Source organism: Streptomyces sp. NPDC039424 (assembly GCF_055639495.1).
On sequence record NZ_JBVKAI010000005.1, the window covers coordinates 121,231 to 148,020 of the forward strand.

General features: G+C 72.0%; 24 protein-coding genes and 1 tRNA gene. 18 read left to right on the forward strand and 7 right to left on the reverse strand.

Annotated features, from left to right (window positions below; translation table 11 throughout):
* Window positions 1–180 precede the first annotated feature (180 nt).
* The 4 genes from ACZ7L0_RS14860 (at window position 181) to ACZ7L0_RS14875 (ending at window position 3,906) form a co-directional block, all read left to right on the forward strand.
* A complete protein-coding gene (locus tag ACZ7L0_RS14860) occupies window positions 181–1,047 on the forward strand; it encodes a bifunctional DNA primase/polymerase (protein WP_471242844.1) in 867 nt (288 codons plus the stop codon).
* A 230-nt stretch (window positions 1,048–1,277) separates the two neighbouring features.
* Window positions 1,278–1,901: a hypothetical protein gene (locus ACZ7L0_RS14865; RefSeq protein ID WP_471242845.1), complete on the forward strand. Its 624-nt coding sequence runs from the start codon at window positions 1,278–1,280 to the stop codon at window positions 1,899–1,901.
* Window positions 1,902–2,430: 529 nt separating this feature from the next.
* Window positions 2,431–3,333 (forward strand): amidase domain-containing protein, encoded by a 903-nt coding sequence (locus ACZ7L0_RS14870; protein WP_471242846.1) that lies wholly within the window; start codon window positions 2,431–2,433, stop codon window positions 3,331–3,333.
* Window positions 3,334–3,345: 12 nt separating this feature from the next.
* Window positions 3,346–3,906, forward strand: coding sequence for a hypothetical protein (locus tag ACZ7L0_RS14875; protein ID WP_471242847.1), 561 nt, complete (start codon window positions 3,346–3,348; stop codon window positions 3,904–3,906).
* 103 nt (window positions 3,907–4,009) lie between these two features.
* On the opposite strand, the gene ACZ7L0_RS14880 is transcribed toward ACZ7L0_RS14875, so the two are convergent.
* Together ACZ7L0_RS14880 and ACZ7L0_RS14885 are read right to left on the reverse strand one after the other, a co-directional pair.
* Window positions 4,010–4,321, reverse strand: coding sequence for a hypothetical protein (locus ACZ7L0_RS14880; RefSeq protein ID WP_471242848.1), 312 nt, complete (start codon window positions 4,319–4,321; stop codon window positions 4,010–4,012).
* A gap of 308 nt (window positions 4,322–4,629) precedes the next feature.
* Window positions 4,630–4,716: transfer RNA gene (locus ACZ7L0_RS14885), tRNA-Ser, on the reverse strand.
* Window positions 4,717–4,933: 217 nt separating this feature from the next.
* On the opposite strand from ACZ7L0_RS14885, the gene ACZ7L0_RS14890 reads away from it, so the two are divergent.
* Entirely contained in the window at window positions 4,934–5,428 is a 495-nt protein-coding gene (locus tag ACZ7L0_RS14890; protein WP_471242849.1) for a hypothetical protein, read from the forward strand.
* A 57-nt stretch (window positions 5,429–5,485) separates the two neighbouring features.
* On the opposite strand, the gene ACZ7L0_RS14895 is transcribed toward ACZ7L0_RS14890, so the two are convergent.
* Window positions 5,486–6,964, reverse strand: a complete 1,479-nt coding sequence (locus tag ACZ7L0_RS14895) for a S1C family serine protease (protein ID WP_471242850.1) — start codon at window positions 6,962–6,964, stop codon at window positions 5,486–5,488.
* Between the two features lie 268 nt (window positions 6,965–7,232).
* Here ACZ7L0_RS14895 and ACZ7L0_RS14900 point away from each other — a divergent pair, with 268 nt between their 5' ends.
* The 3 genes from ACZ7L0_RS14900 (at window position 7,233) to ACZ7L0_RS14910 (ending at window position 9,880) form a co-directional block, all read left to right on the forward strand.
* Window positions 7,233–8,066, forward strand: a complete 834-nt coding sequence (locus tag ACZ7L0_RS14900; RefSeq protein WP_471242851.1) for a glycerophosphodiester phosphodiesterase — start codon at window positions 7,233–7,235, stop codon at window positions 8,064–8,066.
* 108 nt (window positions 8,067–8,174) lie between these two features.
* Window positions 8,175–8,816: an ATP-binding protein gene (locus tag ACZ7L0_RS14905; protein ID WP_471242852.1), complete on the forward strand. Its 642-nt coding sequence runs from the start codon at window positions 8,175–8,177 to the stop codon at window positions 8,814–8,816.
* A gap of 98 nt (window positions 8,817–8,914) precedes the next feature.
* Window positions 8,915–9,880 (forward strand): DUF5926 family protein, encoded by a 966-nt coding sequence (locus ACZ7L0_RS14910; RefSeq protein WP_471242853.1) that lies wholly within the window; start codon window positions 8,915–8,917, stop codon window positions 9,878–9,880.
* A 245-nt stretch (window positions 9,881–10,125) separates the two neighbouring features.
* Here ACZ7L0_RS14910 and ACZ7L0_RS14915 read toward each other — a convergent pair whose 3' ends face one another.
* Entirely contained in the window at window positions 10,126–10,686 is a 561-nt protein-coding gene (locus ACZ7L0_RS14915; RefSeq protein ID WP_471242854.1) for a hypothetical protein, read from the reverse strand.
* Window positions 10,687–10,741: 55 nt separating this feature from the next.
* Entirely contained in the window at window positions 10,742–11,407 is a 666-nt protein-coding gene (locus tag ACZ7L0_RS14920) for a bifunctional DNA primase/polymerase (RefSeq protein ID WP_471242855.1), read from the reverse strand.
* Between the two features lie 611 nt (window positions 11,408–12,018).
* On the opposite strand from ACZ7L0_RS14920, the gene ACZ7L0_RS14925 reads away from it, so the two are divergent.
* From ACZ7L0_RS14925 to ACZ7L0_RS14970, 10 genes are all read left to right on the forward strand, one after another.
* Window positions 12,019–13,446, forward strand: coding sequence for a PP2C family protein-serine/threonine phosphatase (locus ACZ7L0_RS14925; protein WP_471242856.1), 1,428 nt, complete (start codon window positions 12,019–12,021; stop codon window positions 13,444–13,446).
* 76 nt (window positions 13,447–13,522) lie between these two features.
* Window positions 13,523–14,995: an aminopeptidase P family protein gene (locus ACZ7L0_RS14930; RefSeq protein WP_471242857.1), complete on the forward strand. Its 1,473-nt coding sequence runs from the start codon at window positions 13,523–13,525 to the stop codon at window positions 14,993–14,995.
* Between the two features lie 66 nt (window positions 14,996–15,061).
* Window positions 15,062–16,429: a MocR-like pyridoxine biosynthesis transcription factor PdxR gene (pdxR, locus tag ACZ7L0_RS14935; RefSeq protein WP_471242858.1), complete on the forward strand. Its 1,368-nt coding sequence runs from the start codon at window positions 15,062–15,064 to the stop codon at window positions 16,427–16,429.
* Between the two features lie 114 nt (window positions 16,430–16,543).
* Complete coding sequence (locus tag ACZ7L0_RS14940; RefSeq protein WP_471242859.1) at window positions 16,544–16,729, forward strand: hypothetical protein; 186 nt, start codon at window positions 16,544–16,546, stop codon at window positions 16,727–16,729.
* 81 nt (window positions 16,730–16,810) lie between these two features.
* The gene (locus ACZ7L0_RS14945) at window positions 16,811–17,560 is read left to right on the forward strand and encodes a hypothetical protein (RefSeq protein WP_471242860.1); all 750 of its coding nucleotides are present in this window, start codon (window positions 16,811–16,813) and stop codon (window positions 17,558–17,560) included.
* A gap of 11 nt (window positions 17,561–17,571) precedes the next feature.
* Entirely contained in the window at window positions 17,572–18,459 is an 888-nt protein-coding gene (locus tag ACZ7L0_RS14950) for a multinuclear nonheme iron-dependent oxidase (protein WP_471242861.1), read from the forward strand.
* Window positions 18,456–21,530, forward strand: a complete 3,075-nt coding sequence (locus ACZ7L0_RS14955) for a carbamoyltransferase C-terminal domain-containing protein (RefSeq protein WP_471242862.1) — start codon at window positions 18,456–18,458, stop codon at window positions 21,528–21,530. Before ACZ7L0_RS14950 ends, ACZ7L0_RS14955 begins: the two co-directional genes overlap by 4 nt.
* Window positions 21,523–22,788 carry a YcaO-like family protein gene (locus tag ACZ7L0_RS14960; protein ID WP_471242863.1) on the forward strand — a complete coding sequence of 422 codons (1,266 nt, stop codon included), beginning with the start codon at window positions 21,523–21,525 and terminating at the stop codon, window positions 22,786–22,788. Before ACZ7L0_RS14955 ends, ACZ7L0_RS14960 begins: the two co-directional genes overlap by 8 nt.
* Window positions 22,775–23,548 (forward strand): TfuA-like protein, encoded by a 774-nt coding sequence (locus tag ACZ7L0_RS14965; RefSeq protein ID WP_471242864.1) that lies wholly within the window; start codon window positions 22,775–22,777, stop codon window positions 23,546–23,548. The genes ACZ7L0_RS14960 and ACZ7L0_RS14965 overlap by 14 nt, the downstream gene beginning before the upstream one ends.
* 33 nt (window positions 23,549–23,581) lie before the next feature.
* Window positions 23,582–24,886, forward strand: coding sequence for an MFS transporter (locus ACZ7L0_RS14970; RefSeq protein WP_471242865.1), 1,305 nt, complete (start codon window positions 23,582–23,584; stop codon window positions 24,884–24,886).
* Here the strand turns inward: ACZ7L0_RS14970 and ACZ7L0_RS14975 are convergent.
* The gene (locus tag ACZ7L0_RS14975; protein ID WP_471242866.1) at window positions 24,819–25,382 is read right to left on the reverse strand and encodes a GNAT family N-acetyltransferase; all 564 of its coding nucleotides are present in this window, start codon (window positions 25,380–25,382) and stop codon (window positions 24,819–24,821) included. The two genes, ACZ7L0_RS14970 and ACZ7L0_RS14975, sit on opposite strands and share 68 nt — an antisense overlap.
* A gap of 18 nt (window positions 25,383–25,400) precedes the next feature.
* Window positions 25,401–26,750, reverse strand: coding sequence for a JmjC domain-containing protein (locus tag ACZ7L0_RS14980; RefSeq protein WP_471242867.1), 1,350 nt, complete (start codon window positions 26,748–26,750; stop codon window positions 25,401–25,403).
* Between the last annotated feature and the right edge of the window lie 40 nt (window positions 26,751–26,790).

Sequence of the window (26,790 nt, forward strand, 5' to 3'; positions counted from 1 at the left end):
CCACCTTTTGCCAACCGAAGTGACTGACCGGAGCGTCGTGGGGCACGGCCGCGACCAGGCGCCACAAGCGGCGAATCGTTCCGGCGCGCTCCTGGCCGCCTCCTCCCGCACCGCACATCAACCGGCGAGTCGCACCCCGCCCCTCTTCCCTTTTTCGAACACGTGTACGAACATGAATCCATGGCCACCACCGACCGGCAGGCCACGACGCTGGCCCTCGCACACGCCCTGTCAGCCGCCGAACGCGGTCTGGCCGTCATCCCCCTGTCCCGGACGAAGCTCCCGGCCCTGCGCTCCCCCCACCGCGACCAGCCCGAACCCGCCCCCTGCCACGGCGAGTGCGGCCGCTTCGGCCACGGCGTGTACGACGCCTCGACCGACCCGGCACGCATCCGCGAGCTGTTCGCCGCCGCGCCCTGGGCCACCGGCTACGGCATCGCCTGCGGCCTGCCCCCGCACCACCTGATCGGCGTCGACCTGGACACGAAGTCGGGCACGGACTCCTCGGCCGCCCTGCGCGAACTGGCCCTGCGCCACCTGTTCACCATCCCGGCGACGGTCGTCGTCCTCACCCCCAGCGGCGGACGCCACCTCTGGCTGACCGGCCCACCGGACGCCGTCGTCCCCAACTCCGCCGGCCGGCTCGCCCCCGGCATCGACATCCGCGGCGCCGGCGGCTACCTCGTCGGCCCCGGCTCCCGCACCGACCACGGCGTCTACGGCACCGCCCCCGGCACCGCCCACCTCGCCCCCGCCGCCTGCCCACCCGCCCTGCTCCGCCTGCTCCTGCCGCCCCCGCGCACCCCGCACCCCACCCCCGCGCCCGCCGGACACCACGGGCAGGGCCTCATCCAGTTCGTCCTCACCGCCCACGAGGGCCAACGCAACACCCGCCTCTTCTGGGCAGCCTGCCGCGCCTACGAGAACGGCATCGGCCCCGCCCTCGTCACCCCCCTGATCGACGCGGCCCTCAGCACCGGCCTGACGGAACGCGAGGCCCGCGCGACGATCGCGTCGGCGGCACGCATGACAGGACACCGGCCGTAAAACCACGAGCCGCGTCTTGTCATCGGTCGGAGACAACCCGTTTTCGGCTGGGCACCCGTCCCCTATCGGCGACAGGTGGTGGACCAAGGACATGGGGGAGATCCACCGATTGGAAACTCGATCGGGAGTATGTGAAGCAATCGGGTGAATACATCAGAACCAAATGGCCGCTGCCACGTTGCATAGGGCGTCTCTGGAAACTTCCTGACACCGACTACATGGAGGCTCCCATGCGCCTTGGCACGAAGGCCGCCCTACTCAGCGCCGCAATCGGCGCGCTGAGTGTCTCCGCTGTGGGCAGCGCCCACGCCGAAGACGGCTTCCCCGCGCACACCCCGGCATCCAGCCCCGACCACGCCGAAGACGGCTTCCCCGACCACGCCGAAAACGGCTTCCCCGCCCACGCCGAAAACGGCTTCCCCGCCCACGCCGAAGGCGGCCGCCCCGCGTATCCCCAGGCAGGCGGCCCCGCCCACGCCGAAGACGGCCGCCCCGAGCACGTCCGAGAACCCCGTCCCGCCCACGCCGAAAATCTTCACCGTTTCGAAAAATCTCACCGGGTGAAGCACGCCGTGTCCATCGACGAAAGCAGCCCCGCCCCCGCGGCGGCCGTACCGGCCGGCCCGCTGTGCACCCAGGACATCATCGCCACTGGTGGTGACGCGGATGCTGGTGGTGGTACCGCTACCGGCGGGGCAGCCACCGCTTCGGGGAATACCCAGACCCAGACCTGCAGTGTTACGGTCAACTTTCCGGTCGGGTCCGACCAAACCGTGAGTCGGTCCAGCAGGGAATTCTTCACCCAGGACGACCACACGGAGGACTTCAGTAAGCGCCGGTACGATTACAACTGAATCCAGGACCGGGATTCTTTTCTGACTCAACGCCATGGAGCCGGATTCAGGATGAGACCGGCTCCACGCGGAAGGGGTGTCTCTCACTGAGAGACACCCCTTCTGACGTGCGGCGTCTATGACCTGCGCGGAGGCGGTGGCCGGCCTCCGGCCTCGCGTGCCGCAAGGCGACCCGGCCTGGGCCGATTCCCCCGTCCTCGTGCGCCTGGTCCGCGAGCACTTCAAGGAGTTCGGTACCGATGAAGACGGCCGGCTGCTCCTTTCCTACGCGAAGGCGATTCACCGCAGCCAGCAGCGGGCGAACGAGCAGATCCAGCGTGCCTTGAAGTTGCCGAGGAGCAGCAAGCCTACCTGCGGCTACCGAGGCGTCACCCAGGTGAGCTCCGACTCGGATGCCGCTCGAAACACCGGCAACCGGGAACCCGCGCGTGCGCGCCTCCATCTTCCTGGTCAACGAGTCCCGAGCCGCGCCGATCCACGACCACGACCAGGCGGCCGGGACCCATCACAGGGGGAAGGAACTCGGCTCTTGCGCAACAAGCTCAGTCGTACGATCACCGGCGCAGCAGTACTCGCCCTCACCGCCACCGGCGCCATCACAGGAACAGCGAACGCCACCCCAGACGTTCCCGACACCACGGGCGCCGTCACGGGGACAGCGAACGCCACCGCAGACACTGCCGACAATGCCTCCGCGGACGCTGCCGACAGCAGCTCCATAGACCTTCCCGACAGCACCTCCGCAGCCGTTCCCGACGCGGTGTGGACCGCGAGCGGCTGGCCCGCACCTTCAGCCGATCCGCACCTCCCTGACGCGAGCGGCAACATCGCCGCCGACCAGGAGGAGGAGCCGCAGCCGCTCATCGATGAAGGCATGTACGGCCCTGACGCCGACCCGGCGTCCACGTCGGCAGAGTCGGCAGAGTCGGCAGATTCAGCAGCCGCAGCCGCGGCAATCAGCGGCCATGGAACGGCCAACTGGGCGTACAACAACCTGGACACCAGGTGGGAGTACAGGACCGACTGCGCGAACTTCGTCTCCAAGGCCCTGTACCACGGAGGCGGGATGAAGATGCGCCCCGGCGGCCGCAAGGCGGACAATGCCTGGTGGCAGGGCAGGTACGGCTTCGGCAAGAGCTGGAGTTGGACGAGCGCGGACTATCTCCGGCGACACGTGACCAAGTGGCGGAATTCCTCGATCATTCCGCACGAGTACAACGCCAAGGTGGGGGATCTCGTCTTCTTCAAGTGGAAGAGGGAGAGGGTTTACAACCATGCGGCGATCGTCTCGTCCATGGTGCACGGGCATGCGGGGATCGTGCAGCACGGCCTGAAGAATCAGACCACCCTCCACGAGGTGATCAATCGGTACAGTCACACCTCGAACCCGATCCAAAAGGTCACGATCATCAGGCCCAAGACCCGCTCGTGACAAGGACGTCAGATGCCTAGGTTGAAGCAGAGCCACGCGGCGGCTGGATGGCTGGCGGCAGCAGTCTTGCTGACGTCTGGATGCGCTGTCCTCGACAGCAGCTCTGCTGATGCCAGAGGGCCAGGCGCGTCCTACGAGCAGGCGTACGCCGACCATGAGCCGTTGCACGTGGTCGGCTACCCCTCCACCGGCTCTTTGCTGGTGATGCAAGAGCTCGTGTGGGACATCGCCGACGGCAAGGCGGATGAGCTTCGCAAACTGGCGACCAGCGACAGCAGCGAGGCCGAGGCCCGAAAGACCGCTGAGAACTGGATCAAGGGTTTCGGTGCCGGCGCCGGCGGAAGAGTGACAGGCGACTTCTACGACGGCGGTTCAGAGCGCCAGGTCGTGATCCTCTACTTCCATGACACCCGTCAGATCAAGGAGTTCACCGTTCGACTCGACGGCGACGCGGGCAAGGAGGACTGGCGGGTCTTGATGAAATCGACCGATTTCAAGGACGCCACCCACGCTCCCGGCTGGGCGCCCAAGGCACCGGGAGGAACCGGCTCCAGGATGAAGAACAACAGTTGATCGCCCGAGTACATGAGGCCCCCGCCCTCCGGCTCGTTCCGGAGGGCGGGGGCTCGTCATCTCCCATGTCGCGGACGCGAACGCTCCCGTACGGTCGGCCGCGTCAGCCGTCAGCAACGGCCTTGCCGGCCACGTCGAGGAATTCACGCTCGGAGCGTCTGTAGTCGCGATAGGCACGATCGTAGTCGGCCCTACTTGTGTCCAGGCCGTCAGTCAGCGAGCACAGGTGGTGATGCGCGAGCACTGCGCCGAAACACAGCAACTCGGCTGCCCGAGATACTTCCCCAGGACCGTCGACGACCACCTCGCGTGTCGCCTGCTCGACCGCGTCCAACGCTGCACGACCGTCTCGCTGCATGGCGCTGACCAAGGCTTCACGTCGGGCAGCCGCTGAGGCTTGATCAACTTCAGCCATGCGCCAAAGAATTATTGAGAAGCCGCTCACGCATCCGATCAGGCTCCGATATGACTCACGTCGGCGCTGCTTCGGTTCGGCGACACGTCGAGCCTGCACCTCGGTTTCCGCCTGAGCACGCGCGGCCGCTGCCTGCGCCTGGGCAGACTTCAGGTGGGGAAGTTGCGCCAGTCATGGGCCGATCGTGCCCCGGTCGTGCCCGATCGAGCGGGAAGCCACGGGAGACCGCGGGCAGACACAGGGCTCGAACGTGAGAACGACCCCCGACCGACTACCAAGGCCAGGGGCCGTTCTCATTGCTCAGCCAGCGGAGGCGGTGGGATTTGAACCCACGGTGACATCGCTGCCACGACGGTTTTCAAGACCGTTCCCTTCGGCCGCTCGGGCACGCCTCCCCGCTCCGCCCACCTGGGGCGGAGCGGGTACAGAGTACCGGCCCCGGCGCCGGTGCGCAGAGTACGGATGCCCGGTTTCCCGGGTTGCGGGGCCATTACTGTACGTCTCGGTCATTGACGTGTGCGCGTCGCGGGCGTCCGGGCCACACGACGACTCACGGGGAGGGGCATGAGGATGGGCCGGCTTCGAGGCGGTTGGGCACGGCTTCGGGACAGGATGACCGGGACCACGTACCCCGACAGTGGCGTCGCGCCGCTGTCCGGCGCGGAGGTGCGGGCCGCGCTGTTCGCGGTGGGCGGTCCGCAGAGGCCGTACCGGGTGCGCAACGCTCTGCCCGAGGAGAAGGCCGACGTGGTGGCCGAGTGGCATGTTCTGGAGCCCGCCTGGGGTTCCGGGCTCACGCGCAAGCAGGTGGAACGGACCCTCAAGACCCGGATGCGTCTGGACCCCCCGAAGCGCGAGGTGCGGGTCTGCGACGAGCTGCGGGAGGTGACACTGGCCGGGAAGGCGCCGGGGCGGGTCGTGGAACGCAAGCACCGGCGCGGGCCCCGGATCCAGATCGTTTCCTGGAGGGGGCACTACGAGGAGGGGCCCGACGGGAGCCGGCAGAAGGTGGAGACGTTCCGCTTCGACTCCCGGGACATGCGCGACCCCCTGCGGGAAGCCGTGCTCGGTGCGGGCTGGACCTGGCGGGGAGTGCTCAGGCCCTGAACACGCGGAAGGGGTGCCTCTTCCCGAGAGGCACCCCTTCCGCGTGTGGCCGCAGGGTCAGCTGTCGCCCACGCGGGAGCCCAGGGTCACGTCGACCGTGTGCTCCTTGCCGTCGCGGGTGTAGGTGATGGCGACCTTGTCACCGGGCTTGTGGGTCCAGATCTCGCCGATCAGGGTCGGACCGGAGTCGATGACGTGGTCGTCGAGCTTGGTGATGACGTCACCGGGCTTGAGGCCGGCCTTGTCGGCGGGGCCGCCGGACTCGACGGCGGAGGAACCTGCCGCGCCGGTGTCGGTGATCTTCGCGCCGTCCGTGCTGTCCTCCAGGGAGACGGACGCGCCGATCTTGGCGTAGACGGGCTTGCCGGTCTTGATCAGCTGCTGGGCGACGTACTTGGCCTGGTTGATCGGGATGGCGAAGCCCAGGCCGATCGAGCCGGACTGGCCGGAGCCGCCCAGACCGCCGCTGCTGCTGGACTGGATCGCGGAGTTGATGCCGATGACCGCGCCGCCGGCGTCCAGGAGGGGGCCGCCGGAGTTGCCGGGGTTGATGGAGGCGTCGGTCTGCAGGGCGCTCATGTAGGACGCCTTGCTGGTGGAGCTGCCGTCGCTGGAGGCCACGGGGCGGTTCTTGGCGCTGATGATGCCCGTGGTGACCGTGTTGGAGAGGCCGAAGGGGGCGCCGATCGCGATGGTCTCGTCGCCGACCGCCACCTTGTCGGAGTCGCCGAGCGCGAGCGGCTTGAGGTCGGACGGGGCGTTCTTGAGCTTGATCACCGCCACGTCGTAGCCCTGGGCGTGGCCGACGACCTCGGCGTCGTACTTCTTGCCGCTCGGGAAGGTGGCGGTGAGCTTGCCGCCGTCCACCGCGTCCGCCACCACGTGGTTGTTGGTGACGATGTGGCCCTGGGTGTCGAAGACGAACCCGGTGCCGGTGCCGCCCTCGCCGCTGGTGCTCTCCGCCTCGATGGTGACCGTGCTGGGCAGCGCCTTGGCGGCCACGTTGGCGATGGTGCCGGGGGCACGCTTGACCTGCGTGGCACTGCTGGAGGCGGAGACGGTGGTGGAGCCGCTGTCGTCGTTGTTCTTGGCCAGGGTGTAGCCGAGGCCGCCGCCCATGCCGCCCGCGACCAGCGCGGCCACCAGGACCGCGGCGACCAGCCCGCCGCGCCCGCGGCCGGACTTCGGCGCGGGCTGTTGCTGGTAGGAGGAGCCCCAGCCGGAGCCGTCACCGGAGCCGCCGTAGCCCGCGCCGGCACCACCGGCACCGCCGTCGGCGTACGAGGGCGTCGCGGGGGGCGGGGGCGGCCAGGAACCGTCGGGTGCGGGGCCGGAAGGTCCCGCGGACGCCTGCGCGGCGGGGGGCGTGCCGTACTCCGGTGCCCCGGGGGCGCCTTGGGGCACCGGAGGGAGGGGAGCCGTCGGTGCGCCCCCGTCGGGCGCGGCTGCCTGCGGGGGAGCAGCGGGAGTTGCCACCGGCACGGGAGGTGCGGACGGGGCGGGGGGTACCGCGGTGCCCTCGTTCTCGGTGCTCACAGCTCTTCTCCTCGATCCACGGCTGTTGTTCTCGGTCGCACTCGGTCACGCTCGTTCACGCTCGTCGTCGACCCGGCGCGCTGCAGCTGTGCATGTGCTTTTGTACGCCTCAGCTTTTCCCACGGGCCGTCAGAGCACCATAAGCGGTGACTGTGGGTTCTGGGCTATTCCTTATATCGGACATTAGGAACAGACCGTCCGCATCCCCGGAACATCTCAGGCGGTTCTCAGATACGTGCGTACCCCTTCGCGGTGGCACCATGACGCGGTGACCCATGTACGACAGCACCACATCCAGGTCGTCGCCCACCGAGGGGCCTCCGAGGACGCCCCGGAGCACACCCTCGCCGCGTACCGGAAGGCGATCGAGGACGGCGCGGACGCCCTCGAATGCGATGTCCGGCTGACCGCGGACGGCCACCTGGTGTGTGTCCACGACCGGCGCGTCAACCGTACGTCGAACGGACGCGGGGCGGTGTCGGCCCTGGAGCTCGCCGACCTGGCCGCCCTGGACTTCGGCTCCTGGAAGACCCGCGAGAGCTGGCGCGGGCGGGACGAGGAGCCCGACTGGGAGTACCGCCCCGAGGACCGCGGGGACACCTCCGTACTCACCCTGGAGCGGCTGCTGGAGCTGGTCTCGGACGCCGGGCGCCGGGTGGAGCTGGCCATCGAGACCAAGCACCCCACGCGCTGGGCGGGGCAGGTCGAGGAGCGGCTGCTGCTGCTCCTGAAGCGGTTCGGCCTGGACGCCCCGGCCTCGGCCGCCGAGTCGCCGGTCCGGGTCATGAGCTTCTCGGCGCGTTCGCTGCACCGGGTGCGGGCGGCGTCGCCGGCGCTGCCGACGGTGTACCTGATGCAGTTCGTCTCGCCCCGACTGCGCGACGGGCGGCTGCCCGCCGGTGTCCGGATCGCGGGCCCCTCGATCCGGATCGTGCGCAACCACCCGGCGTACATCGAGCGGCTGAAGCGGGCCGGGCACCAAATCCACGTGTGGACGGTGAACGAGGCCGAGGACGTCGACCTCTGCGTCGAGCTGGGCGTCGACGCCATCATCACCAACCGCCCGCTTGCGGTACTGCACCGACTCGGTCGCAGGCCTTGACCCGGCCGCGCGCCTGCAGCATTCTCCCTTTCGGCCACACCAACCAAATCCAGCCACACCCGCACAGGGAGTGCTCCGGCGCGTTCGATCCGTATTCGATCCGGGCGAATGCGTCATCGGAAGAGGATTGGCCGGTTTCCGGTACAGGCCAATGGGGCATCCACACCGTGGCGTGGGGCGAAGGAGGTCTCGGGGGTGGCGTTGGTGGTGGCACAGGAGGTGCCCACGTCGTCGAGCATGGCCGTACCCCATGGCCCTGCGGGCGTGGGGGAAGCCAGACACCGGATGCGCGCGCAGCTGCGCAGCGGTGGGGTCTCGGAATCGGTCATCGACGATGCCGTACTGATTCTTTCCGAACTTTTGAGCAATGCCTGCAAGCACGGCCGGCCCTTGGGCGACGCGCCCGTCGGTGACGGCGACGTCCGTGCCGCATGGCGGGTGGACCCGCGCGGCCGGCTCATGGTGGAGGTGACGGACGGCGGCGGCCCGACCCGCCCGGCTCCGGCCACCCCGTCGGTCACCGCGCACGGCGGCCGGGGACTGAACATCATCACCGCCCTGGCCGACGACTGGGGCGTACGGGACGACGCCCGGGGCGAGGTCACGGTGTGGGTGGTGGTCCACGAGGATGTGCACGATCCGGACACCGGGCATCGTCGCGACGACTTCGCTACGCGCGTCACGGCGCCCCCGGTCTCGGCGATGGCCGCCGAGCTGAGCTTCACGGACGCCTTCGACGAACTGGACTGACAGGTCCCGTCGGACTCTTCCGGGGTCCCCGTCGGCACGGGCGCGAACGGCTAGGCTCGCGCCCGTACGAGACGAGCCGTAACCGGGAGACACCCACGATGGCCAAGAAGCGACCCCAGACGAAGGCCAAGCGGCCGCAGCTCACTGACGCAGAGGTCCCGGTCGTCGGCGCCCGCGAGCCCTGCCCCTGCGGCAGCGGCCGCCGTTACAAGGCCTGCCACGGGCGGGCCGCCGCGCATGCCGCGACCGAGCTGGTCCAGCGGCCCTTCGAGGGGCTGCCGGGCGAGTGCGACTGGGTGGCGCTGCGCGAACTGGTGCCCGCCGCCACGGTCGAACTGCCCCTGCGGGAGGGCCTGCCCGAGGACGTGCCGTCGGTCACGCTCGCCACGGTGCTGCCGATGGCCTGGCCGGCCCTGCGCCGCGACGACGGCTCGGTCCTGCTCGGCCTGCAGAACGACACGGCGTCCGGCGACATCAGCCGCGACCTCGCCGACACCCTCCAGCGGGCCCTGGTCGCCGAGCCGGGGACGCCGGTGCAGGGCCGCCGCGCCCCGGCCGACGGTCCGCGGTTGCAGGACCTGATCGACCCCGAGGGCGCGTTCGAGCCAGTGGTGCACAGCGGCTTCGAGTTCTGGGTGCCGGACCCGGAGAACGCCACGCCCGAGGTGACCGCCTCCCTGGAGCGGGCCAACGCCGCGGCCATCCCGACGGTGAAGCTGACCGGTGTGGACGCCGCGTACTGGTGCGAGACGCCGGAGAAGAACCATCTGCGCTGGGTCATGCCGCACCCGGAGGAGCAGCTTCTGGACGCTCTCGCCCGGCTGCACGCGGCGGGTCGTTCGAGCCTCGGGGAGGGGACCCGGCTGGTGGGTTCCTTCCGTGCTCACGGGCTCACCGTGCCGGTGTGGGACCTGCCGAGCGGGGTCGGCGCGGAGGACGTGGAGAAGCCGGCCGCCGAGTTCGCCGAGCGCCTCGCCGCCGCCCTGGCCTCGGACGCGCCGCTCACCGCGGACGAGCGCCGGGCGCGCGGCGGTCTCACCAACCGACAGGTCACGCTCAGCTGACGCACAGCGGACGCGCGGGGTCGCGGCTGACCGGTCGGTCAGCCGCGGTCAGGTCGTCGGATCAGGTGACTCCTGTCACAACTCCTCGTCGCGACAGACAAATCCGTGTCCGAATAGCCGAGATCGAATTTGCGAACGGCCGATCTCTTGTTACCGTTCCAGTAGCCCGGTTGCTGGTGCATCCCCCGTCGCCAGCAACCGGGCGTTTCCATGTCCGCCTCCGGTGTACGGAACGATGTCGTCCGTCAACTCCCCGTAGAGGCCTCGGAGTTGCTCCCCGAACGCAGTAGCAGCGGCCCGTCGGCGCCGCGCCCCGCGAACTCCGTGACGGCCGTGTAGGCGTCCGGTCCGCCCCGGCTGCGCTCCCGGGGCGTCTCACAGGTGGCGGGCTCGTCCTCGGCGCTCACGGCGCAGCGCATCTGCACGGTGCGCCCGCCGGGTCCCATGAAGGTCAGGACGGAGTCGAGCGCCTCGCCGGTGGCGTTGCGGTAGTAGGTGCGCGCCCAGGTCTCCTCGCCCTGGGTCAGGACGCAGGTCTGCGCCTCGACGCCGTCGGGGGAGGTGAGCTCGGGGCCGCAGCGGGCGGCGGTGGCGAGGCCCAGGCCGAGCAGGAGCGGGGATTCGGTGGGGGCGGGCGCGGCGGAGGGTTCCTTGGCATCGGCGCGCGGATCCGTGCGGTCGGCGCGCGGGGAGGTACGTGGCGCCGCCCGCCCCGCGTCGCCCACCTGCCCCGCGGACGCCACGGTCAGCGGCAGCGCGACGGCGCCCGCCACGACGCCCGCCAAGGCGAGCAGACGAACGTTCATGGACGGAAGATAGCCACCCGGGGGCGGGCCGCCGGTCGGCGCGCGCCGTACACCCTTACAACTCGGGCGCGCTCACACCCGTACGAGTGAGGGCGTCGACCACGGCGTCCACCACGGCCTCCACGCCGGGCACCCACGGGGAGGCCGAGCCGGGCAGCGGAGCGCGCTCCCAGCGGATGGCGCCCTGGCCGGTCTCGGAGGGGGGCAGGGCGAGGTAGCCGCCCTCGCCGTGGAAGCGGAGCGAGCCGGGGACGAAGTCCTTGGCGTACAGCAGTTCGCCCAGCTGCTCCATGGAGTACGGCTTGACCAGCAGCGACCAGCGGGTGGGCGCGGCGACCACCGGGCCGAGGCGCATGCCGACGCGGTCGAGGGCGTCGAGGGCGCGGGCCGCCGCGGCGGCCGGCAGGCTGACCGCGCAGGGTGCCTGGCCGCCGGTGGCGAGGACGATGGGCGCGCTCGGCCGGTTGGTCCACCACCAGCGCACCATGCGCTCGTCGGTGGTGGCGGCGAGGAGGCCGGGGTCGAAGGGGTGGGCGCCGGGAACCGTGCATCCCGGGTCGGGGCAGGCGCAGCGGGCCCGACCCTGGGGGTCCGGGGCCACGCCCGGGAGTACGGGCCACTGCCATTCCGTCGCGAAGGTCAGGGCCGCGCCGATCAGCTCAGGCCTCCCGTCGTTACGCCCGGACAGGAGCCTGCGTCGCTTTCCGAGGATCTCGCGCATGAGCGCTCGTTCCTTTCCGTTGCACCGCTGGCAACACCGAGGACCACATCACATCATGTGTCGATCACTTCACTGTGCGTACCTGTTGGCGCATCACACCCCTGCTCAGAGCAGGGGGAACCCCAGGGGGTCGAACGTTGGCCGCGTCCGCGTCCATAGTGCGTCCATCAAATGCACGGCCGCTGCGCGGGGTGGCGAAGTATGGCGTTTTGCTGTCGCGCGTATTTCTCTTCGCCTCCGCCACGGGAGGATGGGGCACGGTCGTCGGTGGCTAAGACGCCCGGGTCCGTCGCCAGGTTCCGGGTGGCCCCCAACCACCCCTGGCCTTCTCCGAGTACGTACCCATCACGACCGTTGTGACGCTCCGTGGAGCAAGCCCAGTCGACCGCAATGAACCTTTACCTGAGGCAGTTTTAAGCCAACTTTGCCGTTATGCAAGACCTCATGCAGGTACCCACAAGACACCCACGGACACCAGGAATCCCAGCAGGACAATGCTGGACATCCCCTTACGAGTGCGTGTACATGTGGAGACACTGCTAGCGGCGCAGAAAGACATGGGGGTTTGCGATGCTTTTGAGCAATACGCACCGGTCTGAAGGCCGGACGCCATGAACGCCCCTCACCCTCCGAAAGTGGCCGGAATCGATTCAACGCTTCCCACGCCCGCACACACTGCCGCACCCGCATCCGCCGCCCCCGACACCCCACCCGTCCCCACCCCCAACTCCCCGCACGCGCCGAACGCCCCCGCCCCCGGCGCCCTGCTCCAGGACCGGCTGGCCGGCTGGGTCTCGGACCTCACCACCCTCCACGAACTCACCGAACGCCTGGCCCGCACGAACACGATCGAGGCCGCGCTGACGGAACTCCTGCGCGCCGGAGCCGCCCTGGTGGGCGCCCGGCGCGGTCTCGTCGTACTGGAACCCGCCGACGGCCTCGGCCCCCGCACGACCATCGGCCTGGGCCTCGGCCGGGCCGACCTCGGTCACATCGAGACCGTGCCGCGCGGCGCGCTGCCGTACGGCGACCTCCTCGACACCGCCGCCGCGCTGTCCGGCGGGCGGACCGAGAGCGTCTGCCCCGACCTGTTCGCCGAGGACGGCCTCGACCCCCGCCACCGAGAGGTGGCCGCCCGCCTCGGCTACGCCGCCAGCTACGCCCTCCCCCTGACCGCCGAGGCCGCCGGCCGCCTGGGCGCCACCGTCTGGCTGTACGACGAGCCCGCCGAGCCGGACGAGCGCCGCCGCCACCTCGTCGGCCTGTACGTCCGCTACGGCGGCGAGCACCTGGCCCGGCTGCTGGAGGTGGAGCGCACGCGCGCGTGCATGGCGACCATCGCCGGGGAACTGCTCCCCTCCCGGCTGCCCCGGGTAGCCGGGGTCCAGCTCGCCGCCCGGCACCGCACCGGCCCGCGCGGCGGCGGCGACTGGTACGACGCGCTGCCGCTGCCCGACGCCGCCCTCGGCCTCGCGGTCGGCTCGGTGACCGGCTCCGGGCCCAGCGCCGTCGCCGCCATGGGACGGCTGCGGGCCTCCCTGCGGGCGTACGCCGTGATGGAGGGGGAGGACCCCGTCGCGGTCCTGTCCGACCTGGAGCTGCTGCTGCGCCTGACCGAGCCCGCCCGCTCCGCCACCGCCCTGTTCGCCTACTGCGAGCCCGCCCTGCGCAAGATCACCCTGGCCGGCGCCGGCCACAGCCCGCCGCTGCTGATCGGCGAGCGGCGCACCGAGTTCGCGGAGACCTCCGTGTCCGCGCCGCTGGGGATGCTCGCCTGCTGGGAGGCGCCGAGCGCGGAGATCCAGGCGGAGGCCGGGGACACGGTGCTCCTCTACACCGACGGGCTGCTGCACCGCACCGGCGACCCCATGGACCGTGCCTTCGCCCGGCTGCACACGGCCGCCGCGAGCGCGCCCCGGGCACTGCGCCACGACCCCGGCGCCCTCGCCGACCACGTGCTGCGCGCGGTGCTGCCGGACGGGCTGGACACGGCGGACAGCGAGGAGGACGTGGTCCTGCTCGCGGCGCGGTTCGACTAGCACGGTGACCGATCCTCGACCCCTGGGCCTCCTTCCGTACGACCGTACGATGGGGTCCAGTGCCGTATCGAGGAGGATGACCGTGGCGGAAGAGTTCCCGGAGACCCCGGAGACCGAAGCCGAAGAGCCCATCAAGCAGCGCAAGAACGGCCTGTACCCGGGCGTGACCGACGAGCTCGCCGAGAACATGAAGTCCGGCTGGGCCGACACGGAACTGCGTGACCTCAAGCCGATCGAGCAGGCCGGGCACACCGCGCGCCGTCGCGCCGCGCTGTCCGCCCGCTTCCCGGGCGAGCGCCTGGTGATCCCGGCCGGCCATCTGAAGACCCGCTCGAACGACACCGAGTACCCCTTCCGGTCGTCGGTCGAGTACGCGTACCTCACCGGCGGCCTGCCCGATGAGAGCGAGGGCGGCGTCCTCGTCCTGGAGCCCACCGCGGACGGCCACCAGGAGACGATCTACCTCCTGCCGCGCTCCAACCGCGAGGACGGCGAGTTCTGGCTGTCCGGCCAGGGCGAGCTGTGGGTCGGCCGCCGTCACTCGCTCACCGAGTCCGAGGCGCTGTACGGCATCCCGGCCTCCGACGTGCGCGAGCTCGCGGAGAAGCTGAAGGAGGCCACCGGCCCGGTCCGCGTGGTGCGCGGCTACGACGCCGGCATCGAGGCGGCCCTGACCGACAAGGTCACCGCCGAGCGCGACGAGGAACTGCGCGTCTTCCTCTCCGAGGCCCGCCTGGTCAAGGACGAGTTCGAGATCGGCGAGCTGCAGAAGGCCGTCGACTCCACCGTGCGCGGCTTCGAGGACGTGGTGAAGGTCCTCGACAAGGCGGAGGCGACCTCCGAGCGCTACATCGAGGGCACGTTCTTCCTCCGCGCGCGCGTGGAGGGCAACGACGTCGGCTACGGCACCATCGCCGCCGCCGGTCCGCACGCCTGCACGCTGCACTGGGTGCGCAACGACGGACCGGTCCGCTCCGGCGACCTGCTCCTGCTGGACGCGGGCGTGGAGACGCACACGCTGTACACCGCCGACGTGACGCGCACGCTGCCGGTCAACGGCCGCTACAGCGAGATCCAGAAGAAGATCTACGACGCCGTGTACGACGCCCAGGAGGCCGGTATCGCGGCCGTGCAGCCGGGCGGCAAGTACCGCGACTTCCACGACGCCGCGCAGCGGGTGCTCGCCGAGCGGCTCGTCGAGTGGGGTCTGGTCGAGGGCCCGGTGGAGCGGGTGCTGGAGCTGGGCCTGCAGCGCCGCTGGACGCTGCACGGCACCGGCCACATGCTCGGCATGGACGTCCACGACTGCGCCGCCGCGCGCGTGGAGTCGTACGTCGACGGCACGCTGGAGCCGGGCATGGTCCTCACCGTCGAACCCGGCCTGTACTTCCAGGCCGACGACCTGACGGTGCCCGAGGAGTACCGGGGCATCGGGGTGCGGATCGAGGACGACATCCTGGTCACCGAGAACGGCAACCGGAACCTCTCGGCGGGCCTGCCGCGCCGGTCCGACGAGGTCGAGGCGTGGATGGCTTCGCTCAAGGGCTGATACAAGTCCGATGGCCGGGTACCGGAGGGGTGCCCGGCCATTCACGTGCCTAGGGGGAGGGTTTTCGTGAAGGAGTTCTTGTCCGGTATCGGGGTGGATCTGCATCTCGAACCGGACGCGGTGAGTGGGCGGCGGGCCGGGCTGGAGCAGGTGCTTCGTAATGCCGTGCGGGAGGGGCGGCTGGCGCCCGGGACGCGGTTGCCGGCGACGCGGCGGCTGGCGACGGAGCTGGGGATCTCGCGGGGAACCGCGAAGGCGGCGTACGACCAGCTGGTCGCGGAGGGGTATCTGACGGCGCGGCAGGGGTCGGGCACCCGGGTGGCCTCGCTGCCCTCCGTCGACACCGAGGCGCCGGAGGCGGTCGCACGCGCGCGTGCCCCGCGTTTCGACCTGCGGCCCGGCAGCCCGGACGTCGGGGCGTTCCCGGCGGCGGCCTGGCTGCGGGCGCTGCGCCGGGCCATCGCGACGGCGCCCTCGCTGGCGTACGACTACGGCGACCCGCGCGGCCGGATCGAGCTGCGCACGGCGCTGTCGGGCTACCTGGGGCGGGCGCGCGGCGTGCTCGCGCCGCCGGAGCGGATCGTCATCACCTCCGGGTACGTGCAGGGCCTCGCGCTCCTCACCCGTGTGCTGGACGGCGGCACGATCGGCATGGAGGACCCCGGGCTGCCCTTCCACCGGGACGTGGTGCGGCACAACGGCGGAAGCGTGGTGCCGGTGCGGGTGGACGAACGGGGCGTGTGCGCGCAGGACCTGGGCGACGAGGCGGCCGTGGTCGTCACGCCCGCCCACCAGTACCCGACCGGCGTGACCCTGCACCCGGAGCGGCGGCGGGCGCTCACCGACTGGGCACGCGCGCGGGACGGGCTGATCGTCGAGGACGACTACGACGGGGAGTTCCGCTACGACCGCCAGCCCGTCGGCGCCCTCCAGGGCATGGCGCCGGACCGGGTGGTGTACCTGGGCACCGCCTCCAAGACCCTGGGCCCCGCGCTGCGGCTGGGCTGGATGGTGCTGCCGCCGCACCTGGCCCACGCGGTCGCCGACGCCAAGCTGCACAGCGACCACCACACCGAGACCATCGGGCAGCTGGCGCTCGCCGAGCTCATCGACAGCCATGCCTACGACCGGCATGTGCGGGCGTCCCGGCTGCGCTACCGGCGCCGCCGGGACCAGCTCCTGGACCGGCTGGGCGGGCGCCGCGGGGTACGCGGGATCGCGGCCGGACTGCACGCGCTGGTGGAGGTCCCCGACGAGCGGGAGGCGCTGGCCCGCGCGGAGGCGGAGGGCCTCGCCGTGGGACACCTCGGCGGCCACTGGCACACCCTGGGCGAGGACCGTCCGCAGGGGCTGGTCATCGGGTACGGCACGCCGCGCGAGCGGGTGTACCCGGAGGCGCTGGAGGTGCTGGCGAAGGTGCTCGACCGCGGATGACCCAGGGGTATCGACCGTAACGTGAGTCACATTCGAGGTCCGGCCGTCAGCCTTTCCTGAGTGGTCGCCGCCGGTCGGTGATCCAAGTCAGTCGTCTGTGACAGGGAGAGGTCGATGTCCGACAACACCGATGCCATCATCGCCGCGATCGACGGGGACAAGTCACTGCGTTCGGCGATCATCCAGCACCTCGCCACCACGCACGCGCAGGAGTTCGTGAACCCGCTGCGCGCCGAGATCGGCGGCAACGACGACATCTCGCTCGGCAACATCAACTCCAACAAGGAGTGGCAGGAGTAAACACCTCCCACGGGCCGGGTCTCCGAGGGGACCCGGCCGCCCCATTTCCACCGGAGCCCGAGCGAAACGGCGGTCATCGTCTTGCCCACTCTCACGCCCGGCACGACGCGGGGACTCCTGCTGCGTGACGACAGGGAAGCCCGCACCGAACTGCTGCTGCGCCTGCTGTACTCCAAGACCGCCGCGGACGAGGTGGCCGAGGCCCTGGCGGCCGGGTCCGGGCAGGTGTGCGAGGCCACGGCGTCCGTGCTCGCCACCGTCGACACACACGCTCTCGGCGTGGAACGCGCGGCCCGGCTGCGGAACCTCCGCGGTCATCTGCGGCGCACCTGCCCGCCGCTGTGGTGGTGCCTCGGCAAGGAGACTCTGACCCCGCTGGTCGAGGCCTACGCGGACTCCGACGCCTTCTGGCAGAGCGCCGGCCGCACCCTGTTCGAGAACTTCTGCCTGTACGCGCACGGCGCCGTGGCCGGCGAGGACCGGCTGCTCGCGGACGTGTTCCGGCTGTTCGGCCTGGTGAGCCGCTTCTCCGCACCCGAACTGATCGCACCCCCCGAGGACGTGTGCGCCTGCACCACCGGCATCCCCGGTGAAGGCATGGACCTGACGAAGGCGGCCCTGTCGCCCTGGGACGACTCGGGGCTGACGCCGCCCGTCGTGCCGGGCGCCCTCCAGGTCGAGTCGTTCCGGTCCTCCTGGCGCCTGGTGGACGAGCGCGGCCGGCTGCCCCGGTCCCTCGATCCCGGCGCGCTCGGCGCACCCGGTGACTTCCACATCGTCGTAGCCGCCTTCCCCGGTCACCGAGTGACGGCGGCGGCCCTACCGCTGTGAAGCAGGCCCCCATGACAACAGCACGGACGGATTCCGTCGCCCGGCTCGGCTTCGGGCTCGACTGGCAGTACCGCGACCGCTATCCGCAGAGCATGGCCGACCTGCGCACCAGGTACGACGGCCGGCTCAGCCATGTCTCCTGCGTCTCCCTGCCCAGCGCCGCCGCGGCCCGGACCTTCGCGGCCGAGTGCGCCCGCGGTCTGCCCGTGGTGCACCATCTGCCCGGAGTGGCCCCGGCCGCGCCCGGCGGCCCCAACCTGGACCTGTTCACCCGCCTGGAGGCGGTGAGCGACGCCCTGGACGCGGTGTGGACGTGCGAGGACATCGGCCTGTGGTCGATCGGCCCGTACCCGCTGCCCTACTTCACCCCGCCGCTGTTCGAACGCGAGGTCGCCGACCATGTGGTGGACGGCATCCGGACGATGCGCCGGCTGAGCCGGTACCCGTTCGTCCCGGAGATCCCCTCCTGCACGCTCGCGGTGGGCCGGATGAGCCTCGGTGAGTTCTTCCACCGGGTCACCGACGGCGCCGACTGCGACCTGCTGCTGGACGTCGCCCACGTCTTCTCCTACGCCGTCGCCGTGCGCCGTCCCTACGAGGAGGTCCTGCGGTCGCTGCCGCTGGAGCGGGTGGTGGAGATCCATGTGGCGGGCGGTTACATCGACCCCACGTTCGACAACCGCTATCTGGACACCCACAGCCACCAGGTGACGCCCGCCGTCATCGACCTGCTCCAGGAGGCGGTGGCCGGCTCGCCCCGGCTGCGGGCGGTGACGTACGAGATCGGGGTGGGGCTCGGCGCCGACGACCTCGACGAGGACTTCGGGCGCATCGAGCGGCTGCTCGCCCAGAGCGGCTGGACCCCGTCGGTCGGCCTCGCCCCGGTGAGCGCGTCATGACCGGGGCACCGGCCGACGTGTGGCGCCTGCTGGACGGCGTCCCGGCCGAGGGGCTGGGCGCCGGGGTGCGGATCCTCGTGGTGAGCGACGGTGCGACCGCGGCCCCGGACGGCGCGGCCACCGACCCGCACACCGAGCGGGTGGCCGGCCTCGCCGCGCGGATCGCGCCCGCGGCGCACATCGGGTACGCCTCCGCCGCCGACCTCAAGGCCCCCACCCTCGCCGCCGACCTGCGGCGCATGGTGGGCGCCGACGGCGGCTGGGACGTCGTGGCCCTGCCCTGGTCGTCGGCCGAGCCGGACGCGGAGCGCATCGGGGTGCGGCGCGCCTTCGAGGAGGCCGCCCGGGACGCGGCCATGCCGCTGTTCGTCGCCGCCGCCGGACACGACGGTCCGGGCCGGCTGCGCTTTCCCGCCTCCTGTCCCTCGGTACTGGCGGTCGGCGTGACCGGAGCGGACGGCGCGCCCACCCCGTACTGCGGCACCGACCTGGTCGGCCGCAAGCCGCAACTGCTCATCCCGGACGCCCCCTACCCCACCGGCTCCACGACCGGCGGCTTCGAGCCGATGCGCGGCACCTCGGCCGCCGTCGGCCTGGTCGCCGGACTCGCCGCCGCGCTGCTCGCCCGACTGCGGCGGGACGGCCGCGGCGTGCCGTCGGGCCTGCTGCGGGCCGCGCTGCTGGCCTCGGCGGGGGCCGGCGGGCAACTGGCGGGGTCGCCGCTGGTGCGGCGGCTGGGCACCGACGGGGATGTCGTACGTACGTTCATACTGTCCTCGGAGAGCCGGCGGCTGCGGCTGCGGGCCGACGGGGACGGGGCGCGGATCGCCGTCACCACGGCGGGCACGGCCGAGACGGTGCCGGGCGGCGACCGGCCGCTGTGGCTGCCCAAGGCCGCCACGGTGTCCGTGCGGGCCGGGGACGAGCACACCACCGGCGCCGGGTGGCTGGTGCACACCCCCGCCGCCTCCGGGGAGCTCACCGTCGAGTGTGCCGAGCCCGCCACGGCGTTCGTCGCCGTCGGCGGGGTGGACGCCGTCGAGGTCGAGGAGACCGAGGGGGAGGCGGGCGAGGAGCGTGCGGCGCCGGTGATCCTCGGCCTGTCCGCCAGTCACGACGCCTCCGCCTGCCTGATGAGCGGCGGGGTGCCCCGGGTCGGCGTGCAGCAGGAGCGGGTCACGCGCCGCAAGCACGACGGGGTCGGGTACCTGGACTCCCGTGCGGCGGCCGACTACTGCCTCGGCTCGGCCGGTGTCGACGCCGGCGACGTGGACGCCTTCGCCTTCAACGCCCAGCCGCTGCTGCCCGGTTACGTCGGCCTGTCGGTGCCGTCGGCGGCGGCCGGATTCGACCTCTTCGACCCGTTCGACGAGCGGGTCGTCTATGTCTCGCACCATCTCGCCCACGCCTTCTCGGCGTTCTGGACCTCGCCGTTCGAGGACGCGGTGGTCGTGGTCTGCGACGGCTCCGGCGGCTCGGTGCTCGGCGCGGACGATCTCCTGGTCAGCGGGCCGGAGTTGCAGGACTACCTGGACCTGAGGATCGAGGGGCGGCTGCCCCGGGTCCACGTCTTCTCCGTCTACCACTTCGACCGCGACGGCTACCGGCTGCTGTTCCGGGAGTGCGCCGACTCCTTCAACGTACGGGTCGGCTCGTCGTCCATCGGCGAGACGTACGCGGCCGTCAGCCAGTACGTCTTCGGGGACTGGCAGGAGGGCAGCGGCAAACTGATGGGGCTCGCGCCCTGGGGCAAGCCGCACAACGCCGGGCCGAGTCTCCTGGAACAGGGCCCGGACGGGCTGCCGCACTTCCGGAGCGACTGGAAGGACCGGCACCGGCTGCGGCCCGGCAGCGGCAGCCCGCTGGACCACGCCGACCTCGCCGCCCGTGTCCAGGCCGACCTGGAGGAGGCGCTGGTCGCGCGGGCGCAGCACGCCATGTCGCTGGTCCCCGGGTGCCGCAACCTCGCCTACGCGGGCGGGGTCGCGCTGAACTCCGTGGCCAACGACCGCATCGCCCGGGAGAGCGGCGCCGACCGCTTCTTCGTCGTCCCGGCCGCCAGCGACGCCGGAATCTCCCTCGGGGTCGCCGCCGCCGCGCACTTCCGCCTCACCGGATCGACCCGCCGGGACGTCGGCGAGTTCGACGACTACCTGGGCCACCCCTACACCCAGGACGACCACGACAGCGCGATCGGGCTGGTCGGGGACCGGGTGACCGTGGAACCGCTCGGTCTGGACGACCTCGCGGACCGGATCGCCGCGGGCGAGGTGGTCGGCTGGTTCCAGGGCGGGTCGGAGTTCGGGCCGCGCGCGCTCGGGCACCGGTCGGTCTTCGCCGACGCCCGCAGCCGGGACACCTGGGACTTCATCAACGCCCAGATCAAGTTCCGGGAGGACTTCCGGCCGCTGGCGCCCATCGTGCCGGAGGAGGTCGCCGCCGAGTACTTCGAACTCGACGCCCCCTCACCGCACATGCTGCGCGTGGTCCGGGTCCGGGAGGAGTACCGGTCCTCCCTCGCGGCCGTCACCCACGTCGACGGCACCGCCCGCGTCCAGACCGTCTCCCGCACCGCCAACCCCCTCGTCCACCGGCTGCTGCACCTGGTCGGCGAGCGCACCGGGTTCCCGGTGATGGTCAACACCTCGCTCAACCGGCGCGGCGAGCCGATGATCGAGACCCCGGGCCAGGCCCTGGACATGCTGCTGGCCACCCACCTCGGCGGCATGGTGCTCGGCGACCGGTTCGTCCGCCGGCTCGCCGGCCTCGGTACGGCCCTGACCGCGGACACCTGCGTCGACCTCGCCCCGGGCGCCCGCCTGGTCTGGGAGCAGGACGGCGCCGGCACCCTGCTGCGGATCACCGGCGGGGCCGAGGGCAAGGCGGGCCTGCATCTGCCCGAGTGGGCGTTCACCGCGCTGACCCGGGCCGCGTCCGGGCGCCCTCTGGGGGACTACCTGCCCGCCTGTCTGGAGGGCACGAACACCGGACCGGACGCCGCCCTGGCCTTCCTGACCGCCCTGCACGCCCGCTGTCTGCTGGTGGTCACCCGGGAGGCGCGCCGTGACTGACCTCGCGACCGCCGATCCGCTGGCATGGCTGGCGGAGACGGCCGGGGACCCCGCGATGGTGTCGTGCGGCACCTCGCACCGGTCCGTGCCGGCCGCCGAGGCCGTCGGGCGGGTGTGGCCGCTGCGGTACCGGCTCGGCATCAGCCGGGTCACCGACCTCACCCCGCTGGACGTGCTCGGCATCCCGGTGTTCAGCGTGACCCGGCCGGGCGCCCGCGCCGGGCAGATCACCCTGTGCCAGGGCAAGGGCAACGGCAAGCAGGAAGCCCTCGCCTCCGCCCTGTTCGAGGCCCTGGAACGGCACTGCGGCTCACTGGCCCGGCCCGAGCTGACCGCCCGGCCCTCCGAACTCCGCGCCGCCGGGCGGGACTTCCTCGGCGCCGCCGACCTCGGCCTGCCGGGCCTGCCCGACGAGCCGCTGGAGTGGATCCGGGGCACCGACGCGGCGGACGGCACGGCGGTGCTGGTGCCGGCCGCCGACGTGGTCTTCCCGTACTACGCGCCACCGGGCCTCGCCCGGCCCGTACGCCCCAGCACGACCGGGCTGGCCTCCGGCGCCACCCTGGCCGAGGCCGTGCTGCACGCCCTGTACGAGGTCGTCGAACGGGACGCCACCTCCCGCTATCTGCGCGGCGGTCCGGGGCGGCTGGTCGGGCTCGACACGATCACCGGGGCGCCCGAGACGGAACTGCTGCGCAAGTACGCGCGGGCCGAGGTCGACACCGTGATCATCGACCTCACCGGGACGACCGTCCTGCCCACCTTCGCCGTCTTCCTCTCCGACCCGGGCGCCGCCCAGGCCCATCTGGCGGTGTCCGGCTTCGGCACCCACCGCAACGCCGGCGTGGCGCTGCGCCGGGCGCTGACCGAGGCCGCGCAGGCCCGGGCCACCGCGATCCAGGGCAGCCGGGAGGACCTCGACCGGGTCGCCGACGTCTACCGGGCGGACCCGGCCGCGCAGCGCTCGGCGTTCCTGGCCCGCGCGCTGGCCGCCCGGGCCCACGGCGTCACCGACCTCCGCGACCTGCCCGACCCGCCGCCCACGTCGACGCGGGCCACGCTGCGGGACGTCGCCGCGCGGCTGGCGGAGGGCGGCTACCGGCGGGTGGTGTTCACCGACCTGACCCTCGCGGAGTTCGGACTGCCCGTCGCACACGTCGCGGTGCCCGGGATGGTCGACTCCGTGGTGGATCCCGGCAGAAGCCATCGTGTGGCCGCACCACACAACACCACCAGGAGCGATCGTGTGGCCCCATGACACAGCACAGCCCATCGTCTTCGGCGCCGCCTCCGTCCACCCGCTGGACCCGTCGCTGCTGGCCGCCGTCGACCTGCGACCGCCCGTACGCCGGGGCGACCTGGCGCCGCTGCTGGACCTGCGGCCCGGCACCGTGCTCCTCGTCGACGGACTGTTCGGCGGGTCCATGGCCGTCACGCCGACCGAGTGCCGGGAACTGCTGGACGCGGGCTGGACGGTGGTGGGCGCCTCCAGCATGGGCGCGCTCCGGGCCGCCGACCTGTGGCCGCTGGGCGCGATCGGCATCGGTGACGTCTTCACCCTGTACCGGCTGGGCGTCCTCACCTCGGACGCCGATGTCGCCGTCGCCCTGGACCCCGACGCCGGGCACGCCGAACTGACCGTGTCCACCGTCCATGTGCGGGCCGTCCTGGCAACCGCCGTCGGCTCGGGTGTTCTCGCCCCGGCCCTGCGGTCGGCGATGTCCGAGGCCGCCGAGGAACTGCACTGGGCGGAGCGCTCCTGGCCGGCCTGCCGGGCGGTGTGGCGGGCCCTGGGTGTGCCGGAGCCGGTGGTCGCCTCGGTGCTGCGGCTCGGCCGGGAGACCGCCCTGCACCCGAAGGTGCGCGACGCGGAGACCGCGCTGCGCTCCGTCCTGGCCCGCGCCTGGCTCGGCGACCGTGTCGACCCGGTACGGCGCTGCCCGGCCTGTCAGGAACGGCTCGACGGCACGCTGTTCTGCCCGACGTGCGTGTCCGAGGCGCACGAGACCTGTCTGTGAACGTCCGCCGCACATCATGAAGGGAGTCCGATCATGCGGGGAGCACTGGGAGCACTCGCCGGCCGGCTCGGTGTCCGGCCCACCGGCCCCCTGGAGCGCAGGCTGCTGACCACGGTCGCGATCGACGCGACGGGCGGTGGTCTGTTCCTCGCCGGTGCCACGCTCTTCTACACGCGGGTGGCCGGGCTGTCGGGGGGCCAGATCGGGATCGGCCTGTCCGTCCTCGGCGTCGTCGCGCTGGCCGCGACCGTCCCGAACGGCGCCCTGGTCGACCGGCTCGGGCCGCGCCGCGCGCTGGTCGCGCTGCACCTGTGGCGCGCGGTGTGGTGCTCCGCGCTGGCGTTCGTGCACACCTTCTGGCAGTTCCTCACCGTGCTGGTGCTGCTGGGACTGGCCGAGTACGCCGGGATGCCCGCTCTCCAGGCGTACGTCGGCGCCGCGTTCGGCGACGGGCAGCGGGTCGGTGTCATGGCCCGGGTGCAGGTGGTGAAGAACACCGGGTTCCTGGTGGGCGCCCTGCTCGCGGCGGTGGCGGTGGGCAGCGGCAGCGCGTGGGGGTACCGGTCGCTGCTGCTGGGCGACGGGCTGTCGTTCGTGATCGCCGCCGTGCTGATGGCGGGGGCGCGCGAGGTGGGCGGCAAGGCGCGCGGGCGCGGGCAGCGCACCGCGCTCGCGCCCTTCCGGGATCTGAGGTTCCTGGCGCTGACCTGCTGCAACGGCTTCCTCCAGCTGAACCTTTCGGTGCTGGTGATCGGCATCCCGCTATGGGTGTCCCGGGCGACCGAGGCGCCCCCGGCGATCGCCCCGCTGCTCATCGCCGCCAACACCGTCATCGCGATCGCGCTCCAGGTGCCGATGAGCCGGGGCGCCGAGACGGTGCCCGGCGCGGGACGGCACATGCGGCGGGCCGGGGTGTCGCTGGCCCTGATGTGCGGGGCGCTGACGCTGGCCGCCCGGGTGCCGACGGCCGTGGCCGTGGCGCTGCTGCTGGCGACCGTGGTGCTGCACACGCTGGGCGAGATCTGGCATGCCGCGGGCGGCTGGGGGCTGCAGTTCGCGCTGTCCCCCGAGGAGGAGCGCGGGAGTTACGCCGCCGCGTACAGCCTGGGCCCGACCGCCGAGGGGATGGTCGGGCCGTCCCTGGTGGCCGGGGGCGTGGTGGCCGCGGGGGCGGCGGGCTGGGCGGCGCTGGCGGTGCTGTTCCTGGCCGCCGGCGCGGGTGCGCACGCCGTGGCGGTACGGGCCTCGGCGCCCGCGCCCGCCGCCGGGGTCACGGAGTCGGGTCGTCGTCGTGCAGGATCCGCTGGAACAGCAGGTGATCCCGCCACGTCCCGTTGATGTGCAGATAGCGCGGGGCCGTACCGATGTGCTCGAAGCCGCACTTGGCCAGCACGCGTTGGGAGCCGGTGTTGTCCAGGACGGTGGTGGCCTCGATGCGGTGCAGGCCCACGGTCTCGCGGGCGTCCCGGCACACCGCCTCCACGGCGGCTGTCGCCAGTCCGCGCCCCTGGTGGTCGGCGGCGATCCAGTACCCGAGATAGGCGCTGCGGAAAGGGCCGAGGACGATTCCGGACAGGGTGATGGTCCCCACGATCCGGCCGTCGGCGGATTCCAGAACCCTGGGCACGATCCGCTTTTCGGCGAATTGCCTCAGCCGCTCCTCGAGCAGGGCCGCCTGAGTGCCTACGGTGAAGAATTCCTCGGTGCGGCGGGGTTCCCACGGTGCGAGATGCTCGCGGTTCTCGACATATGCGGCGGCGAGTGCCGGGGCGTCGCCTTTCGTGGCGAGCCGCAATATCACACCGCCGGGTAATTTTTCGGCCGGAATGTCCATGGGCTCACCTTAGCGGCGTCAGGCCGTGCGCAGGAGGTGGGTGTCGACGAGCACCTGGCAGAGCTCCAGGCGCTCGCGCGGCTCGGCGAGGCCGCACGCCGCGAGGTCCCGCGGCTCGAACACGTCGGCGACCACGAGGTGCCGTACCGCCCGCTCGTGGTGCGCGGGCAGGACGACCGTGCGGCGCCCGAGGACGACGTACAGCTTCGGGGTGCCGGGGCGGGTGAACAGCGCGCACGGCACGGTGCGCCGGCGCCGCAGCCGGGTGGTGTCGGTCACGCCGAGCACTCCGAGGGCGTGGTCGGCGGCGAAGGCGCCGGGGACGCGGTCGGTCAGCTCGGTCAGGAAGTTCCGCAGGTGCGCAGAGTGGACGCGGTCCGCCTCCGTCTCCTCCAGGGCGGTGCGCAGGCTCGCCATCAGCCGGTCGGTGTCGGGGGCCAGGGCGTCGCCGTCGTGCAGCCAGCCGACCGGCAGCTCGGCGTCCAGCCTCTCGGCCGGCAGGGCCTGCTCGACGAGCTGGGTGAGCGAGGTCCGCAGCACGTCCCGCCAGGTGTTCGGGGTGACGCTGACGGTGACATGGACCGAGCGGGCGTGCCGGGTGTGGGCGCGGTGCGGGGTGCCGCGCGGGACGTACAGGACGTCGCCGGGCCGCAGCACCAGGTCGGTGACCTCGGGCTCGATGCCGTGCCGGCGCTGCCAGGGGCTGGCCTCAAGGTGCCAGTCCTTCTCGCCGGACGCCTGGAGCACGAACACGTCGGTCGGATCGGAGTGCAGGTCGAAGCCCTGTGCCGAGGCGGGCGTGAGATAGACGTTCGCCCGGCACCGGTGGCCCAGGGCGAGCTCCAGCGCACGGCAGAACTCGGTGACCGGCGGGTGGTACCAGTGGGTGTTCTCCAGGATCAGCGTGGCTCCCGCGCGTACGGCGGCCGTCACCTCCGCCGGGCTCGCCGCGCCGCGCGTGAGCATCTCCAGCAGATGCTCGTTCTCGGTCATCCGCTGGTCGACCGGGCGCGGGTAGACCTCCCGTACGGACCTCAGATACGACGAACGCGGCAGGACCTCCCCGTTGCGCACGAGCCGGATCATGTCCGCCCGCAGCAGCGGCAGCCCGGTGAGCAGCCGGTCGATGTCCTCGGCGCCGATCAGATCGCCCTCCGGAATTCCGGCCGCCGTGACGTGGGCTCTTTTTCCCCACACCGAGGCGGTGAATTCGGTGACGTCGCCGGTGCAGTGGCGCAGCACCTCCTCGTCGAACGGGAGAATGCGAGCGGATTCCCCGGAAAGGGGGATCAGCTTTTCCGGGTCGGCACGCAAGGATGCGGTGGTGACCACCCGGACCGTCGACGCCTTGGGCTCATGGGCCAGCATTTTCGACAGGCTAATGACGTGGCGGGCCGTCCATCAACCA